This is a genomic window from Bradyrhizobium lupini (assembly GCF_040939785.1).
In the GTDB taxonomy this organism is placed as follows: Bacteria; Pseudomonadota; Alphaproteobacteria; order Rhizobiales; family Xanthobacteraceae; genus Bradyrhizobium; species Bradyrhizobium canariense_D.
The window spans coordinates 1,976,395-1,991,735 of record NZ_CP162553.1; the positions used below are offsets into that span (position 1 = coordinate 1,976,395).

16 protein-coding genes are annotated in these 15,341 nt (G+C 65.0%); 5 read left to right on the plus strand and 11 right to left on the minus strand.

The genetic code is table 11. The features are described 5' to 3' along the window. Positions 1 to 1,170 (plus strand): hypothetical protein, encoded by a 1,170-nt coding sequence (locus AB3L03_RS09615; protein ID WP_204513807.1) that lies wholly within the window; start codon positions 1 to 3, stop codon positions 1,168 to 1,170. 158 nt (positions 1,171 to 1,328) lie between these two features. Here the strand turns inward: AB3L03_RS09615 and AB3L03_RS09620 are convergent, their stop codons facing one another. From AB3L03_RS09620 to AB3L03_RS09630, 3 genes are all read right to left on the minus strand, one after another. Beyond that, positions 1,329 to 1,817, minus strand: coding sequence for a VOC family protein (locus AB3L03_RS09620; RefSeq protein WP_204513806.1), 489 nt, complete (start codon positions 1,815 to 1,817; stop codon positions 1,329 to 1,331). Between the two features lie 42 nt (positions 1,818 to 1,859). Further along, positions 1,860 to 2,288 (minus strand): VOC family protein, encoded by a 429-nt coding sequence (locus AB3L03_RS09625; protein ID WP_026232857.1) that lies wholly within the window; start codon positions 2,286 to 2,288, stop codon positions 1,860 to 1,862. Positions 2,289 to 2,418: 130 nt separating this feature from the next. Continuing rightward, entirely contained in the window at positions 2,419 to 2,931 is a 513-nt protein-coding gene (locus tag AB3L03_RS09630) for a cupin domain-containing protein (RefSeq protein ID WP_085349946.1), read from the minus strand. 127 nt (positions 2,932 to 3,058) lie between these two features. Between AB3L03_RS09630 and AB3L03_RS09635 the strand changes: the two genes are divergently transcribed. Next, positions 3,059 to 3,277, plus strand: coding sequence for a CsbD family protein (locus tag AB3L03_RS09635; protein WP_007606928.1), 219 nt, complete (start codon positions 3,059 to 3,061; stop codon positions 3,275 to 3,277). A 58-nt stretch (positions 3,278 to 3,335) separates the two neighbouring features. On the opposite strand, the gene AB3L03_RS09640 is transcribed toward AB3L03_RS09635, so the two are convergent. The 5 genes from AB3L03_RS09640 to ggt form a co-directional block, all read right to left on the minus strand. Further along, the gene (locus tag AB3L03_RS09640; RefSeq protein ID WP_026232858.1) at positions 3,336 to 3,800 is read right to left on the minus strand and encodes an FKBP-type peptidyl-prolyl cis-trans isomerase; all 465 of its coding nucleotides are present in this window, start codon (positions 3,798 to 3,800) and stop codon (positions 3,336 to 3,338) included. 60 nt (positions 3,801 to 3,860) lie between these two features. Beyond that, positions 3,861 to 6,152, minus strand: coding sequence for a xanthine dehydrogenase family protein molybdopterin-binding subunit (locus tag AB3L03_RS09645; protein ID WP_368508472.1), 2,292 nt, complete (start codon positions 6,150 to 6,152; stop codon positions 3,861 to 3,863). Between the two features lie 2 nt (positions 6,153 to 6,154). After that, the gene (locus tag AB3L03_RS09650) at positions 6,155 to 7,171 is read right to left on the minus strand and encodes a xanthine dehydrogenase family protein subunit M (RefSeq protein WP_368508473.1); all 1,017 of its coding nucleotides are present in this window, start codon (positions 7,169 to 7,171) and stop codon (positions 6,155 to 6,157) included. A gap of 4 nt (positions 7,172 to 7,175) precedes the next feature. Then, positions 7,176 to 7,790 (minus strand): (2Fe-2S)-binding protein, encoded by a 615-nt coding sequence (locus AB3L03_RS09655; RefSeq protein ID WP_247299610.1) that lies wholly within the window; start codon positions 7,788 to 7,790, stop codon positions 7,176 to 7,178. Positions 7,791 to 7,959: 169 nt separating this feature from the next. After that, positions 7,960 to 9,546 (minus strand): gamma-glutamyltransferase, encoded by a 1,587-nt coding sequence (gene ggt / locus AB3L03_RS09660; RefSeq protein ID WP_247299611.1) that lies wholly within the window; start codon positions 9,544 to 9,546, stop codon positions 7,960 to 7,962. A gap of 184 nt (positions 9,547 to 9,730) precedes the next feature. On the opposite strand from ggt, the gene AB3L03_RS09665 reads away from it, so the two are divergent. Both AB3L03_RS09665 and AB3L03_RS09670 read left to right on the plus strand, forming a co-directional pair. Continuing rightward, positions 9,731 to 10,498: a rhodanese-related sulfurtransferase gene (locus AB3L03_RS09665; protein ID WP_204513800.1), complete on the plus strand. Its 768-nt coding sequence runs from the start codon at positions 9,731 to 9,733 to the stop codon at positions 10,496 to 10,498. Next, positions 10,488 to 10,706 (plus strand): SlyX family protein, encoded by a 219-nt coding sequence (locus AB3L03_RS09670; protein ID WP_007606917.1) that lies wholly within the window; start codon positions 10,488 to 10,490, stop codon positions 10,704 to 10,706. The genes AB3L03_RS09665 and AB3L03_RS09670 overlap by 11 nt, the downstream gene beginning before the upstream one ends. 6 nt (positions 10,707 to 10,712) lie before the next feature. Here the strand turns inward: AB3L03_RS09670 and AB3L03_RS09675 are convergent, their stop codons facing one another. Both AB3L03_RS09675 and AB3L03_RS09680 read right to left on the minus strand, forming a co-directional pair. Continuing rightward, entirely contained in the window at positions 10,713 to 12,617 is a 1,905-nt protein-coding gene (locus AB3L03_RS09675; RefSeq protein ID WP_368508474.1) for a diguanylate cyclase, read from the minus strand. Between the two features lie 171 nt (positions 12,618 to 12,788). Continuing rightward, on the minus strand, positions 12,789 to 13,004 hold the full coding sequence (locus tag AB3L03_RS09680; RefSeq protein ID WP_007595236.1) for a hypothetical protein: 216 nt from the start codon (positions 13,002 to 13,004) through the stop codon (positions 12,789 to 12,791). 110 nt (positions 13,005 to 13,114) lie between these two features. Here AB3L03_RS09680 and hemE point away from each other — a divergent pair, with 110 nt between their 5' ends. Then, the gene (gene hemE, locus AB3L03_RS09685) at positions 13,115 to 14,149 is read left to right on the plus strand and encodes a uroporphyrinogen decarboxylase (protein ID WP_368508475.1); all 1,035 of its coding nucleotides are present in this window, start codon (positions 13,115 to 13,117) and stop codon (positions 14,147 to 14,149) included. A 202-nt stretch (positions 14,150 to 14,351) separates the two neighbouring features. On the opposite strand, the gene hemC is transcribed toward hemE, so the two are convergent. Continuing rightward, positions 14,352 to 15,332 carry a hydroxymethylbilane synthase gene (hemC, locus tag AB3L03_RS09690; RefSeq protein WP_085357454.1) on the minus strand — a complete coding sequence of 327 codons (981 nt, stop codon included), beginning with the start codon at positions 15,330 to 15,332 and terminating at the stop codon, positions 14,352 to 14,354. Between the last annotated feature and the right edge of the window lie 9 nt (positions 15,333 to 15,341).

Here is a 15,341-nt window from a genome sequence, read left to right on the forward strand (position 1 = left end):
ATGGCGAATCTCACCAGCCTCAGGCGCTTCATCCTGGCGAGCGTGCTGACCGCCGTGGCTGCGTTTGCGTTTGTCGCGTTCCATGCCCGTCCGGCGGCAGCCGCCGCGATTTGCGAGTCCGAGTGCGGAGGGTCGACGCCCACCCCGGCGCCGAGCTATTCCCCCTCGCCCACGCCGACCTACAGCCCCTCGCCCTCGCCCAGCCCCACCCCGTCATCGTCGCCGAGCCCTTATCCGTCATCCTCGCCGAGCCCGACGCCGACACCGACACCAACCGGCGCGGATTCAAGCGGCAGCTCGATCGGCGGCCTTGCCAATCAGCGCTTCAACCAGATGATCACCAACCGGGTGCTTGGCACGGTGCTGCTCGGGGTCAACGAGCAGATCAATTGCAGCAACTGCGTCAGCGCGTTCGGCTCCGCAGGCTCGTTCTCGGCCGGAATCCACGGCCGCAAGGAGCTGACCAACAATCTGTCGCTGCTCGCCGGCATCGCCTACACGCAGTACAGCGAGGGCGGCTACAACATCACAAGCGCTCCCATCGCCGCGTTCGCGCTGCGCTATGATTTCACCGACTGGGGCTCGTCGCGCCCGTTCTTCGACGTCGGCACGATCCTTACGCCGTGGGAGAAGGCGCGCTATACCCGCAGCTACAACACCAGCCTCGGCCCGGTGAGCGTCACGAGTTCGACCAACGCCTCGAACTACGCCGTCTATGGCCGCGCCGGCTGGATGAGCCGCGTGTCGCCCCGCGACGAGGTCGCCGCCTCGATCGAGGTCTGGCAACTCTGGCAGCGCGTCTCCGGCTATACGGACAGCGCGGTGGCGTTCAATCCGTTCGACGCCAGTATCGCGACCGGCACCGACCGTACCAGCCTGGTCAAGATCGGCGGCCAGTGGACGCATCTCTTTGGCAGCAATATCGAGGCCAACATCAACGGTGGCTGGGTGCAGTCATTCGCTGGCCATAGCGGCATCGTCGCGACCGTGACCGGCGACGGCATGGTGGTGCCGACCATGGGCAACCAAGGCTGGTTCGAATATGGCGGCCGGCTCGGCTTCCGGGTGCAGAAGGGCTGGATCGTCGACCTGTTCGCCAATGGCACGCTCGGCCCGCAGCCGGTGGGTAACACCATCCATGGCGGCGTGGGGCTGCGGATCAATTATTAGCGGCGGGCCTTCGCCTCAGATTCCGCTGTCATGCCCCGGCTCGACCGGGGCATCCAGTACGCCGCGGCCGATCGATTGACCAATGACCGTCTCGGCGTACTGGATCGCGCGGTCGAAGCCGTGCGATGACAGTGAGTGTGTGGTGCGAGCTCACCGGCTCACGCCGCCGACTTGCCTTCGAACGCGCGGCGCAAGGTTTCCACGTCCAGCTTGACCATCTTCATCATGGCCTGCATCGCGCGTGCGGCAGCCGCCTTGTCGGGGCTCGAGAGGAATTCGAACATAACCTTCGGCACGACCTGCCAGGCCACGCCCCAGCGATCCCTGAGCCAGCCGCACTGCTCTTCCTTGCCGCCATGGGCCAGGAACGCATTCCAGACGCTGTCGACCTGGGCCTGATCGTCGCAATGGATCATCAGCGAGATCGCGTGGGTGTATTCCATTTTCATGCCGCCGTTGAGCGCGACCAAAGGCTGTCCCGCCACCGAGAATTCGACGACGAGCACGGAGCCTTCCTTGCCGGACGGGCCATCTGAAACGTTGCGCTGAACATGCGTGATCGCCGAATTCGGCACGAGCGAGACGTAGAACTTCGCGGCTTCCTCGGCATCGCCGTTGAACCACATGCAGGGAACGACCTTGGACATCTTGAATGCTCCTCTTCGGTTTCTTGCTGTTGTGGGGTTAGATCAGGCGTTCGCCATGTCGGACTGCGCCGCGAAGGCTGCCATGTCCATCCAGTTCACGCCCCACATGTGGCCGTCCGGATCCTCGAAGCTGCGGCCGTACATGAAGCTGTATTCGTCCTTCGGGCTGGGATCGGCCACCCCGCCTGCAGCCGCGGCCTTGCTGACGATATCGTCGACCTCGGTCCGGCTATCGGCGGACAGGCAGAACAGCGCCTGGTTTGAGGTCTTTGCATCCGAGATCGGCTTCGGCGTGAACTGCCGGAATTTCTCGTGGGTCGTCAGCATCGCGTAGATGGTCTCGGAAAAGACCATGCAACTCGCTGTTTCGTCGCTGAATTGCGGGTTCCTGGTCGCACCGACCGCCTCGTAAAAGGCAGTGGCGCGCTTGAGGTCGGTCACGGGCAGATTGAGGAAAATCATCCTGGGCATCGGAGCTCCTTGGGCGGGGTTCTGCCCAAGGACGGACGGCCAAGCGGCGATCCGACACGGCTTCCGGATCTTTTTGGAGCCCTGCCCGCGAGGTTCTGTCACACAGAACCCGCTGGCTTTCAGGCGATCCTCACTTCTTCTCGTTCGGATCGCGGTGAATGGGATCGACCCACAGGACGGTCTCGGGCTTCTCGACCGGCTCGATATCGAGGTTGATCGCCACCGCCTCGCCGTCGCTGCGCACCAGCACGCATTCCAGCACCTCGTCCGCGCTGGCGTTGATCTCCTGATGGGGCACGTAGGGCGGCACGAAAATGAAGTCACCGGGGCCGGCCTCTGCGGTGAATTGCAGGCTCTCGCCCCAGCGCATCCGCGCCTTGCCCTTCACCACATAGATCACGCTTTCGAGATGGCCGTGGTGATGCGCGCCGGTCTTGGCGTCGGGCTTGATGCTGACCGTGCCCGCCCACAATTTCTGCGCACCGACGCGCGCGAAATTGATCGCGGCCGCGCGGTCCATGCCCGCCGTCGACGGAACGTTGGTATCGAGCTGGTTGCCGGGAATGACGCGCACGCCGTCATGTTTCCAGCGATCGTGGTGATCGTGGTCATGGTGGGAATGCGAATGGTCATGGCCGGTCATGGGACTTGCTTTCTATTGGTTCCGTGTGCGGCAAACTAACCCAAAGCCGCGACATCGAGCCATAACAAAATCGGAACCCTCATAACCGTCGAACGTTGTCTTGGCGAGCAAACCGCAGGAGAGTTTCATGGGTAGCACGACCGACAAGATCAAGGGCACCGCAAACGAGGCAATGGGCAAGGCCAAGCAGGGCGTCGGTGAAGCCACTGGATCCGAGCGCCTGAAGGGTGAAGGTGCAGTCCAGGAAGTGAAGGGCAAGGGCCAGCAGGCCATGGGCGACGCCAAGGACGCCGCGAAGGACGCGGTTGATCGCGCAGCCGCTGCGGCCAAGCGCGCGACGGAGTAACGGCGTCGCACTGAATGCGAAAAGACCGGCCGAGAGGCCGGTCTTTTTGTTTGCGGGCTTACTTCACCCCGAGCAATTCCACGTCGAACATCAGCGTCGCGTTCGGCGGGATCACGCCGCCTGCGCCCCGGGCGCCATAGCCGAGCTGCGGCGGAATGATCAGCGTGCGCTTGCCGCCGACCTTCATGGAGGCAACACCCTCGTCCCAGCCGGCGATGACGCGGCCCTTGCCGATCGGGAATTCGAACGGCTCGTTGCGGTCGACCGACGAGTCGAATTTCTTGCCCTTCTGGCCGTTCTCGTAGAGCCAGCCGGTGTAGTGCATCACGCAGATCTGGCCCGGCTTGGGCGAAGCTCCGGTGCCGGCGACGCTATCGGTAATCTGCAAACCTGAAGCTGTTGTCATGGTCTTCCCTGCGGTCTGGGCCGAGGCCGTGGTGGAAACGAAATCGGACACGCCGGCGATCACGGTGATCGCGAGTGCCGACATGATGGCGAGGAGCATGCGCTGTAAACGCTGCATAAGAGACCTTCCGTTTGAGGCGCAAGGTGTCTAGCGCAACGCTGACGCCGTTTCCACCCCTCACACCTCGATATTTTCGAGCCGCACGGGCAGCTTGCGGATGCGCTGGCCCGTGGCGTGATAGATCGCATTGCAGATCGCCGCATTGGTGCCGACATTGGCGAGCTCGCCAAGGCCTTTCACGCCGGCCGGGTTGATACGGTCGTCCTGCTCGGAGAGCAGGATCACTTCGACACCGGGCACGTCGGCATTCACGGGCACGAGATAGTCGGCGAGATTATCGTTGACGTAGCGTGCATTGCGCTCGTCGATCTCGGTGGCCTCCAGCAGCGCCGAGGACATGCCCCAGATCAGGCCGCCCATGAGCTGGCTGCGCGCCGTGCGCGGATTCATGATGCGGCCCGCCGCAAACGCTCCCACCAGCCGGGGGCAGCGGATTTCATGGGTAAAGCGGTTGACGCGGACCTCGACGAAGTCAGCACCGAAGGCATAGGCGATCTTGTCTTTCATCTGATGGCCACCGACGAGCCGCGCGTGCCCGCTGTGCATGGCCGTGAAGGAATCCAGCGGCTCGCCTTCGGGCTTCCACTCGCCGTATTCCTCGACGATGCCGACGCCGAGCGCGTCGAAGGCCCTCTCGAGATCGAGTGGACGATCGCTCTGCGCCGCCTGCGTGCTCGGCGCCTGGCTGATGCCGACAGTCTCCTTGGCCTTGTCGGCGAGGCTTTCGCTCGGCATCACGGCCTTGAACAGCCTTTGGCGAATGCGGTCGCACACCATCATCACCGCCGAGCAGGTGCTGGCAGTCGAGTTCGAACCGCCGGCAACGGGCGCCGGCGGCAGATCGCTGTCACCCAGGAAGACCGCGACCTTCTCCAAGGGCACGCCGAGCCGCTCGGCCGCGGTCTGGGCGATGACGGTATACGCACCGGTGCCGATCTCGTGACCGGCGATCTCGACCCGGGTACGGCCGTCGCGCTGGAGGCGGACGCGCGCGGCAGAGGGCGCCATCTGCGTCGGATAGCAGGTAGCGGCACAGCCATAGCCGACCAGCCAGTCGCCGTCCGACATCGATTTCGGCTGCGGCGAGCGCTGCGACCAGCCGAACGCCTTCGCGGCCTCGTCGAAGCACGCCATCAATGACCGCGATGTATAGGGCTTGCCGCCGATCGGCTCGACGGTGGTGTCGTTGATGCGGCGGAGCTCGACGGGGTCCATGTTCAGCTTCACAGCGAGCTCGTCCATCGCGCTCTCCAGCGCGAAGAGATACGGCACCTCCGGCGGCGAGCGCATGAAGCCAGGCGTATTGCGGTCGGCGCGCACGATCGACACCAGACTTGCGACGTTCGGGCAGGCATAGAGCCGCGTCGTCGTCTTGGTGCCGCCGACGCAATAGGCATCCGGACGCGACGAAACCTCCGCGCCGTCGTGCCTCAAAGCCACCAGCTTGCCGTCCCGACCCGCACCAAGCCTGATCTCATGGCGCGTCTCGGCGCGATGGGTCGCGATGGTGAAACCCTGGTCGCGCGTCGGCACCAGCTTGATCGGCCGGTTCAGGCGTTTGGCGATGCCGGCGATGACGGCGGTCCGCGGCGTCATCGAGCCGCGCGAACCAAAGCCGCCGCCGACATAGGGATTGACGACACGGACCTTGTCGGCGTCGATACCGAGCTGCTCGGCGACGCCGTTCTTCAGGCCGTAGACGTACTGGCTGCCCTCGTAGACGACGAGCTCGTCGCCCATCCAGGCGCAGCTCGTCGTAAACAGCTCCATCGGATTGTGGTGCTGGGTCGGCGTTTCATAAGAGGCGGTGAGCTTGACCTCGGCCGCGTCGAACGCCTTGGCGAAATCGCCGACCTCCGGGTCTTCCTTGAACTGTGCGTTCTGCCCCTTTGCCGCTGCCGTGGTGGTCCCCGGCGAGTCGAAGCTCGCACTCGGCGCCGCGGCCGTGTAGCTGACCTTGACGCGATTGGCGGCCTCGCGCGCCGCCTCGTAACTCTCGGCGATGACGACGGCGATGATCTGGCCGTCATGGGCGATGTCGGCCGATTTCAGCGGCTGGATCGTGGTGCCGGCATAGCCGCCATTGCTGAACAGTTTCGATTCCTTCAGCTTCGGAGCGTTCTCGTGCGTGACGATGTCGATCACGCTGCGGACCCGCTTGGCATCGTCGAGATCGAAACTGTCGATGCGGCCCTTGGCGATGGCGCTGGTGACCAGGAACGCGTAAGCTGGATTGTCGAGCGGCATGTCGGACGCATATGTCGCCCGGCCCGTGACCTTTGCGGCCGCGTCATAGCGCGGCACCGGCTTGCCCATGTTCGCTTTCGGCTCGGGAGCTGCAGCGGTCATGATCAGATCTCCATCGTTACGGCCTGCTGGAGCGCGCGCGCCACCACGCGCTTGCCGAGCGCGATCTTGAAGCTGTTGTGCTGGCGGCCCCTGGCGTCCGCAAACGCGGCATCGGCCACACGCTGCGCCAGACCGTCGTCGAATTTCTGTCCCTTCAGCAGCGCCTCCGCCTCGCGCGCCCGCCACGGCACGGTGGCGACGCCGCCGAGCGCGACACGCGCGTCCCTGATCGTGCCATCCTGCACGTCGAGCGCGACCGCAGCCGACGACAGCGCGAACTCGTAGGACTGCCGGTCGCGCGCCTTGAGATACACCGAGCGCGGCCAGCGGCCGGGAACGGAGAACGCAGAGATCAGCTCACCGGGCCGAAGCGTGGTCTCGATGTCGGGCGTCCTGCCGGGTGCCTTGTGCAAATCCGCAAACGGCAGGTTGCGCGTTCCGGACCTGCCGGTAATCTCGACCATCGCATCGAGCGCGATCAGCGCCTGCGCAAAATCGCCGGGATAGGTCGCGATGCACTGATCGGACGTACCGAGCACCGCATGCATGCGATTGACGCCGTCCATGGCGGCACAGCCCGAACCAGGATTGCGCTTGTTGCAATTCTCATAGGAAACGTCGCGGAAATAGCTGCAACGCGTTCGCTGCATCACGTTACCGCCGAGCGTCGCCATGTTGCGCAGCTGGGCGCTGGCGGCGAGCTTCAGGGAATTCGCGATCACCGGATAGTGGCGCTGGATCTCGGCATGCGCGGCCACGTCGGACATCTTCGCGAGCGCGCCGAGCCGCAAGCCGTCACTGCCGGGCTCGATCGCCGACCAGCCCCGCGCCAGCGGATTGATATCGACGATCGCGGCGGGCCGCATCACGTCGAGCTTCATCAGATCGATCAGAGTGGTGCCGCCCGCGAGCGGCTGCGCTGTAGCCTTGGTCAGCGGATTGTTCGCAGCCGCGGCAGCGCTGAGCGCCTGCACGGCCATGTCGGAGTCTGTTGCCTTTTGATACGAAAACGGTCGCATGCGCTTAGCCTTTCATGATCTCGGGCGCGGCCTGCTTCACGGCGGCGACGATGTTGGGATAGGCGGCGCAGCGGCAGATGTTGCCGCTCATGTATTCGCGGATGTCGGCCTCGCTGCCCGCATGCCCCTCCTGGACGCAGGCCACGGCGGACATGATCTGGCCCGGCGTACAATAGCCGCATTGAAACGCATCGTTGTCGACGAAGGCCTGCTGCATCGGATGCAAATGATCGTCGGTGGCAAGGCCCTCGATCGTGGTGATCTCCTGCCCCTCGGCCGCGAGCGCGAGCGTCAGGCACGACACCACGCGCCGGTCGTCGATCAGTACCGTGCAGGCACCACATTGGCCGTGGTCGCAGCCCTTTTTGCTGCCGGTGAGCTTGAGATGCTCCCGCAGCGCGTCGAGCACCGTCGTGCGGGCGTCGATGCGCAGGCGCTTGTCCTTGCCGTTGACCCGCAGCGTGACATCGACAGGAAGCGCCGGATCCTGGGCGGCCGACACGCTCGCATCCTGCGCGGCCGCACGCGCCGTCATGGGGACCAGCGCGCTGCCGGCAACGCCGGCCATGAAGGCGCGCCGATCGAATCCGGACGGTCCGGAACCTGATTTTTCGGACATGGAGGGCCTCCGCCGCTTCGAGCAAGAGCAGCGCACGCCTGCACCGCTCATCGGCCCTTAACCTGAAGCAATGAGCTCCGTTCCGAACGAGAAAGGGCGACGCAGCAAATGCCGCGTCGCCCTTCGTCAACTTTTCCTGATCTCGCGCGGGGAACTCCGTGCGCGGTGGTCAGTATCCGAGCGCGCAACCGTCTTTGCGCGGATCGGAACCGCCGGTGAGCGTGCCCTTGTCCCAGTCGATCCAGATCGCCTGCGCGCCGCCGAGCGGACCGACGACGCTGGTGGTCTTGTGGCCGAGCTTCTTCAGGCCTTCGACAATGGCGGCCGGCACGCTGTCCTCGAGCTGGTACTGACCTTCATAATGCAGGCCGCGCGGCATATCGATCGCCTCCTGCACGTCGCAGCCATAATCGAGAATGTTGGTCACCACATGGGTCTGGCCAACCGGCTGATATTGTCCGCCCATCACCGCGAACGGCATCACGGAACGGCCGCCCTTGGTGAGCAGGCTTGGCATGATCGTGTGCAGTGGACGCTTGTCGCCGGCGATGCAATTCGGGTGGCCGGGCTGGATGCGGAAGCCGCCGGCGCGGTTCTGGAGCAAAATGCCGGTCTTGTTCGAGACGATCGCCGAGCCGAAGGAATGCGCAACCGAGTTGATGAAGGAGCAGACGTTGCGGTCCTTGTCCACGACGGTGATGTAGATGGTCGACGGGTTCATCGGCGGCGCGACGTTCGGCAGGTCGAGCATGCCGTCCATGCGGATCTTGTCGATGTGCTCGTTGCAGTATTCCTTGGCGAGGATCCTGGCGACCTCGATCTGCATATGCTCGGGATCGGCGACATGCAGCTCGCGATGCATGTAGGCGATGCGCGCGGCCTCGGCTTCGAGGTGGAAGCGCTCGATGCTGAGCGGCGCGTATTTCGTCAGGTCGAAACGCGACAGGATGTTCAGCATCAGCAGCATGGTGAGGCCGGGTCCGTTCGGCGGGCACTGCCAGACGTCATAGCCCTTGTACATGGTGCCGATCGGCGTCGTCGTCTCAGTGGTGTGCGCGGCGAAATCGTCGATCGTGTGCAGGCCGCCGATCCCGCGCAGGGTCTCCACCATGTCTTCCGCGATCGGGCCCTTGTAGAAGGCGTCGCGGCCGTCCTTGGCGATCGCCCGCAGCGTCTTGCCGAGCTCGGCCTGGCGGATGACGTCGCCGGCCACCGGCGGCTTGCCGTGCGGCAGCAGATACCGCTCCGTGTTGGTGCCGGCCTTCAGCTTCTCGAACTGGTTCTTCCAGTCGAAGGCGATGCGGGGGGCGACGACGTAGCCTTCCTCGGCCGCCTTGATCGCGGGCTGAAGCAGCCGGTCGAAGCCGAACTTGCCGTGATCGCGCAAGACGGTTGCAAAGGCGTCGATCACGCCGGGGATCGAGACCGAATGCGCCGAGGTCAGCGGCACGGAGTTGATCTTGCGCTCGAGATACCAATCGGCGTTCGCCGCCTTCGGGGCGCGGCCGGAGCCGTTATAGGCGATGATCTTGCCCTCGCCGCGCGGCTGGATCAGCGCAAAGCAGTCGCCGCCGATGCCGGTCGATTGCGGCTCGATCACGCCGAGAATGGCCGAACCCGCGACGGCCGCGTCCACCGCCGTGCCGCCCTCGCGCAGCACCTCGATCGCGGCAAGCGACGCCTGCGGATGCGAGGTCGCCACCATCGCGTTGGTGGCGTGGACCGTGGACCTGCCGGGGAAATGGAAGTTTCTCATCGAATTCTGCTCTCATTGGGCGTCTGGTGCGGATGGCGCGCCATCTCGGAAAAACCGGGCCTACATGACACATTCCGGCCGGCCGGGGCAATGCTGGCATGCCAGGGAAATGCCTGCCATCCGCCGGGAATAGAGCTGCTCGATGCGGGTTTTCCGGGCGAGCCCCGCCTGCTAAACGGGCGCCATGATTTACAAGGTCGCCGCCTTCTACCAATTCGCCGCCCTGCCCGATTACCGCGAGCTGCGCGAGCCGCTGCGCGCGTTCTGCGCCGGCCTGAAGCTAAAGGGCAGCGTGCTGCTCGCGCAGGAGGGCATCAACGGCACGGTCGCGGGCGCGGGCGAGGCGATCGACGCGCTTACCCAAGAGCTCGCTCACGGCGACATGTTCGGCGGCAGGTTGAACAATCTCGAATTGAGGTTCTCGACCGCCGAGAAGATGCCATTCGGCCGGCTCAAGGTGCGGTTGAAGAAGGAGATCGTCACGCTCGGCGACGAAAGCGCCGACCCGACGCGGCAGGTCGGCACCTATGTCGATGCGGCCGAATGGAACGCGCTCATCGAAGCGCCGGATACGCTGGTGCTCGACACCAGGAACGCCTTCGAGGTGGCGATGGGGACGTTCGAGGGCGCGCTCGACCCCGGCATCAGGAGCTTTGGCCAGTTCAAAGATTTTGCGGCCGAGCAGCTCGATCCCGCCAGACACCGCAGAATCGCCATGTTCTGCACCGGCGGCATCCGCTGCGAGAAGGCGAGCGCACACCTGCTCGCGCGCGGCTTTGCCGAGGTCTATCACCTCAAGGGCGGCGTTCTCAAATATCTGGAAGAGGTGCCGGAGGCTCAGAGTCGCTGGCGCGGCGAATGCTTCGTGTTCGATGAGCGTGTCGCGCTCGGCCACGGTTTGCAAGAATGTGGATTGCGCGAACGGGACAAGGACGCGGCACGTGACGAATGAGATCAAGACGCTCGGCGAGCGCATCGACACGCTGGAGACCCGCCTCGCCTATCAGGACGACGCGATTGAGACGCTGAACCAGACCATCACCGCGCAGTGGAAGCAGATCGACGCGCTGACGCGGAGAATCGCAGAGCTCGGCGAGCGGCTGCAGGAGGCCGAGGCGAATGCGCCGGGAGCCGCCAATGAGCGTCCGCCGCATTATTGAGCGGGCTTACTGACCGGACGCCTTGAGAAGAAGGTTACTCACCTCGCCCGACATCATCAGCCGGTTGCGCCCGGCCTCCTTGGCGGCATAGAGCGCCTGGTCGGCGGCCTCGACCAGCGAGGCGACGCCGGCCGTGCGCTCCAGCGCCGGCCGGCACGCAGCACCGCCGAGCGAAGCGGTGACGCAGCCAGCCACATGGTTGCTGGTGTGGACCAGGCCCGCATCACGGATCGCCCGTCGAATCCGGTCGCCGATCAGGGCGCAGCCCGCAGCGTCGGTGTTCGGCAACAACATGGCGAACTCCTCGCCGCCGTAACGCGCCGCAAGATCGCCGGAACGCTGCGCCTCAGCAGCGATGATCTGGGCCACCTGCCGGAGGCAGGCATCGCCCGCGGGATGGCCGTAGTCGTCGTTGTAAGACTTGAAGTGGTCGACGTCGATCATCAGCAAAGAGAGGCTGGAGCGCTCGCGATAGGCACGCGCCCACTCCTCCTTCAATCGTTCATCGAAGCGGCGGCGATTGGCAAGCCCGGTGAGGCTGTCTTCGATCGCGAGCGTTTCGAGCCGGGTCTCGAGCTTCTTCTGCTCGGTGATGTCGCGCGAGATCGCGACCACGCCGTCGACGCGGCCATTCTCCTTGCGGGTCACCCGCATGGTCGATTCGAGCCAGACTTCCGAGTTCTGCCGGTGCACATTGCGATAGGTGACCCGCGCCTCCTCCGCATCGCCGCGCTTCATGGCGTCGACGAGGGCCTGGACCTGCGGCCGGTCGTCCGGGTGAATGCCGGCCAGCGCGAGGGTACCGATCAGTTGATTGGCGCGCCAGCCAACGACGCCAATCGATGACGGCGAGACATAGCGCAGCCGCTCGTCGAGCCCGATACGGGTCACCATGTCACTGGAGCCTTCGGCAAGCAGCCGGAAATGCGCTTCCTTCTCGACCAGCGCGGCCGCCATACTCTGGCCCCGTTGCAGCTGCCGCACCAACACCGCACCGATGATCGCGATCAGCATGACCAGCGCGAGCACGTAGAGCATGCGGGAGATCGCCGCAGCACGCCAGGGCGCCAGCAATTCGGCCTTGTCGACGGTGGCGAGCAGGACCAGCGGATAACGGCCGGAGCGCTTGAAGAAGCTGACCCGGTCGGCACCGTCGAGCGGCGACTTGAAATGGTAGGCGCCGCCCGGCCGCTGCAAGGCGGTATCGCGGAACAGCGGCGTATCGGCAACGCTGCGACCGACGAACCTGTCGTTGCTGGGGTTACGCGCGATGATCAGGCCGTCGCCGTGCGTCAGCGCCACCGAGCTGTTGCGGCCGATCTCGAACTGTTCGTAGAAATGCGAGAGATATCCCGAGCTGATGGTCGCGAGCACCACGCCGCCGAAGCTGCCGTCGAGCTTGTTGAAACGGCGCGACAGGGTCACGACCCACTCACCGTCGAGCAGGCTCTTCACGGGACGGCCGACATGGGGCTCCCGTTTCGGCGAGAGCTGGTGATATCGGAAGAACGCGTCGTCGTTTAGCGTCGAGCCGATCGTGCCAGGCGAGGTCAACCAGTTGCCGCGCTCGTCGATGATGGCGAGGCTATGGATGCGCTCTATCGCCTTCTTTCGCGCCTCCAGCAGGTTTCGGAGCTTGGCGATCGTGGCCGGCTCGGTGCCGTCCATCTCCAGCCGGCTGACGACGCCGACGACGCCTGAATCCAGGAGATCGAGGCTGTCCTCGGCATGTTGCGTCAGCGAGCGCGCAACGTTCGCCATTTCTGCCTCGGCGCCTTTGAGCACCGCGTCGCGGGCCGCCCATTCCCGCCAGCCGCTGACGCCGAGGATGGCCACGCAGGTCAGCGCGACGAACGCAGCCGCCCGCAGCGGCAGGCGGCTCCATCCGGCTCTTTGGGTTACAGCACTCATGCAGCAGAATTCTCCGATGACCGGAAACTCTGCTGCTTCTGTTATTGAACTCTGAAACACCGGGAGAAATATGCAGTGATGTCCCCGGCTTTCCGTAGTCGTACGGACGCCGGAATCAGCGCATCGCTAACAAGGCATTAGCAAACCTATCGGAATCCGGCGCTCTCCGCCTTAGCTGAAGATCGCCTTAACCTTGTCCCAGAGCGAGGGATTGTCGGCCTCCGCATCGGCCTTCGAGGGCGTCGGCTGGGCGGCGCTCACGGGGTCGGACGCCGGGAAGGTATCTTTCAGACCGGCGTCGAGCTTGGCGTGGCGGTCGGCGGCGAGCGCTTCGTGCAGATCGTCGGCGTGCTTGTCATGCGGCGCGGGGTTGAATGTCTCAGCCATGGTCTCGTCCTCCGTTGGCTGGTCAACGCGGCCCAATTGCGCTTGGTTCCCCTGTTCCGCTTCGGGCCGTGGCGGTGTATCAGGAGCCCTAACCATCTTCAGGACCGTTCGTGCCCCAGTCTGCGACCAAACCATTCATCGACGTCCTCTCCGGCCCGCGGCAGGTCGTTCCGCCGGTCTGGATGATGCGGCAGGCCGGCCGTTACTTGCCCGAATATCGCGAGGTGCGCGCCAAGGCCGGCGGCTTTCTCGATCTCTGCTTCAACCCGGAGCTTGCCGCCGAGGTGACGCTGCAACCGATCCGGAGGTTCGGCTTCGATGCGGCGATCATCTTCTCCGACATCCTGGTGATCCCCTATGCGCTCGGACGTTCCGTGCGCTTCGAGGTCGGCGAGGGTCCGCGGCTCGAACCGCTGGATGATCCCGCCAAGGTCGCAACACTGGCGAAGCACGCCGATTTCGGCAAGCTCGCGCCGGTGTTCGAGGCCCTCAAGATCGTGCGCAGCGCGCTCGATCCCAAGATCGCGCTGATCGGCTTCTGCGGCGCTCCGTGGACGGTGGCGACCTACATGGTCGCCGGCCAGGGTACGCCCGACCAGGCCCCGGCGCGGATGATGGCCTACCGGCATCCGGAGGCGTTCGCCGAGATCATTGACGTGCTGGTCGAGAACTCGATCGAATATCTGCTGGCGCAGCTTGCGGCCGGCGCCAACGCCTTGCAGATCTTCGACACCTGGGCCGGCGTGCTGCCACCCTCCGAGTTCGCGCGCTGGTCGGTCGAGCCGACCCGGCGCATCGTCGAAGGCGTGCGCGCCAAGGTGCCGGACGCCAAGATCATCGGCTTTCCGCGCGGTGCCGGTGCGCAACTGCCCGGGTTCATCGAGGCGACCGGCGTCAACGCCGTCAGCATCGACTGGACCGCGGAGCCGGCCTTCATCCGCGAGCGCGTGCAGAGCAAGGTTGCGGTTCAGGGCAATCTCGATCCACTGGTGCTGATCACAGGCGGCGCCGCGCTCGACCGCGCGGTCGACGACACGCTGGCGAATTTCGCGCAAGGGCGGTTCATCTTCAATCTCGGCCACGGCATCCAGCCGGAGACGCCGATCGCCCATGTCGAGCAGATGCTGAAGCGGGTTCGGGGCTGATTTATTTTGCGCCTGGGGAGCGGAAAAACAAAAAAACGCGAAAACAACCCCATGCACAGTAGAGAGGCCACGCCCGATCAATGACTTAGGGCGGACTGAAATCAGGTGCGCCGTCATCGCATCAGAGCGCGCCAACATTTGACCCGTCGGGCAAAACAGGCGCATGATGCCATCATCCACCGATGCCCGCCTCGCGGCCGACTTAGCGCGGCCGGCTGCGCTCGATGATCTCCGCGGCGCCCTTGGCCAGCAGATCCAGTCCCACCGCACGGCCGAGTTCGCGTGGGCGATTGGTGGGGCCCGAACGCAAGGCTTCGATGATGGTGTTGCCGGAGAGATCGAGCACGGACGCGGTGAGCGACATCTGATCACCCGCAATGGTCGAAAAGCCCGCCACCGGCGAATTGCAATGGCCGTTCAGCACCCACAGCACCTCGCGCTCTGCATCGGCGCAGGCGTGGGCAGCGGGATCGTCGATCGATGCGAGGATGCGACGCGTCTGCCAGTCCTGCGCGGCGCATTCGACGGCGACGATGCCCTGCCCCGCTGCCGGCAGCATCTCGGCTGCGGTAAACTCGTAGGCGATGCGCTGTGAAAGGCCGACGCGGTCGAGGCCGGACCGCGCCATGATGAGCGCATCCGCAGGCCCCACCGCGCCGCCATCCGGCAGGCGCTGCTTCTCGCCATTGTCGAGTTTTCGCACGCGCGTGTCCGCGGCGCCGCGGAAGTGGATGATCTCGACGTCCGGAAACAACCGCCGCGCATAGGCGGCGCGGCGGACGGCGTTGGTGCCGATCTTGAAACCCTTGCCACGAGATTGGCGCAACGCCTCCAGCGTCACGCCGTCACGCAGCACCAGCGCGTCGTTGGGAGGATCGCGCGAGAGCGTGGCGCCGATCACGAGGCCGGGCGTGTCTTCGTTGCCGGGCATGTCCTTCAGCGAATGCATCGCCGCGTGGAGTTCGCCCGACAGCACCGCGGCGCGGATCTGCGCCACGAAGGCACCGCCCTTGCCGCCATGGGGCAACAGCTTGCTGGTCTGGTCGAGATCGCCCGTGGTGTCGAACTTGACGATCTCGACGTCGAGATCGGGCATGGCGGCGGTCAGGCGGCGCGCGATCTCTTCCGTCTGTGCCAGCGCCATCGCGCTCTTGCGTGTGCCGATCTTGAATCGCGTAGCCAAGCCCAAATC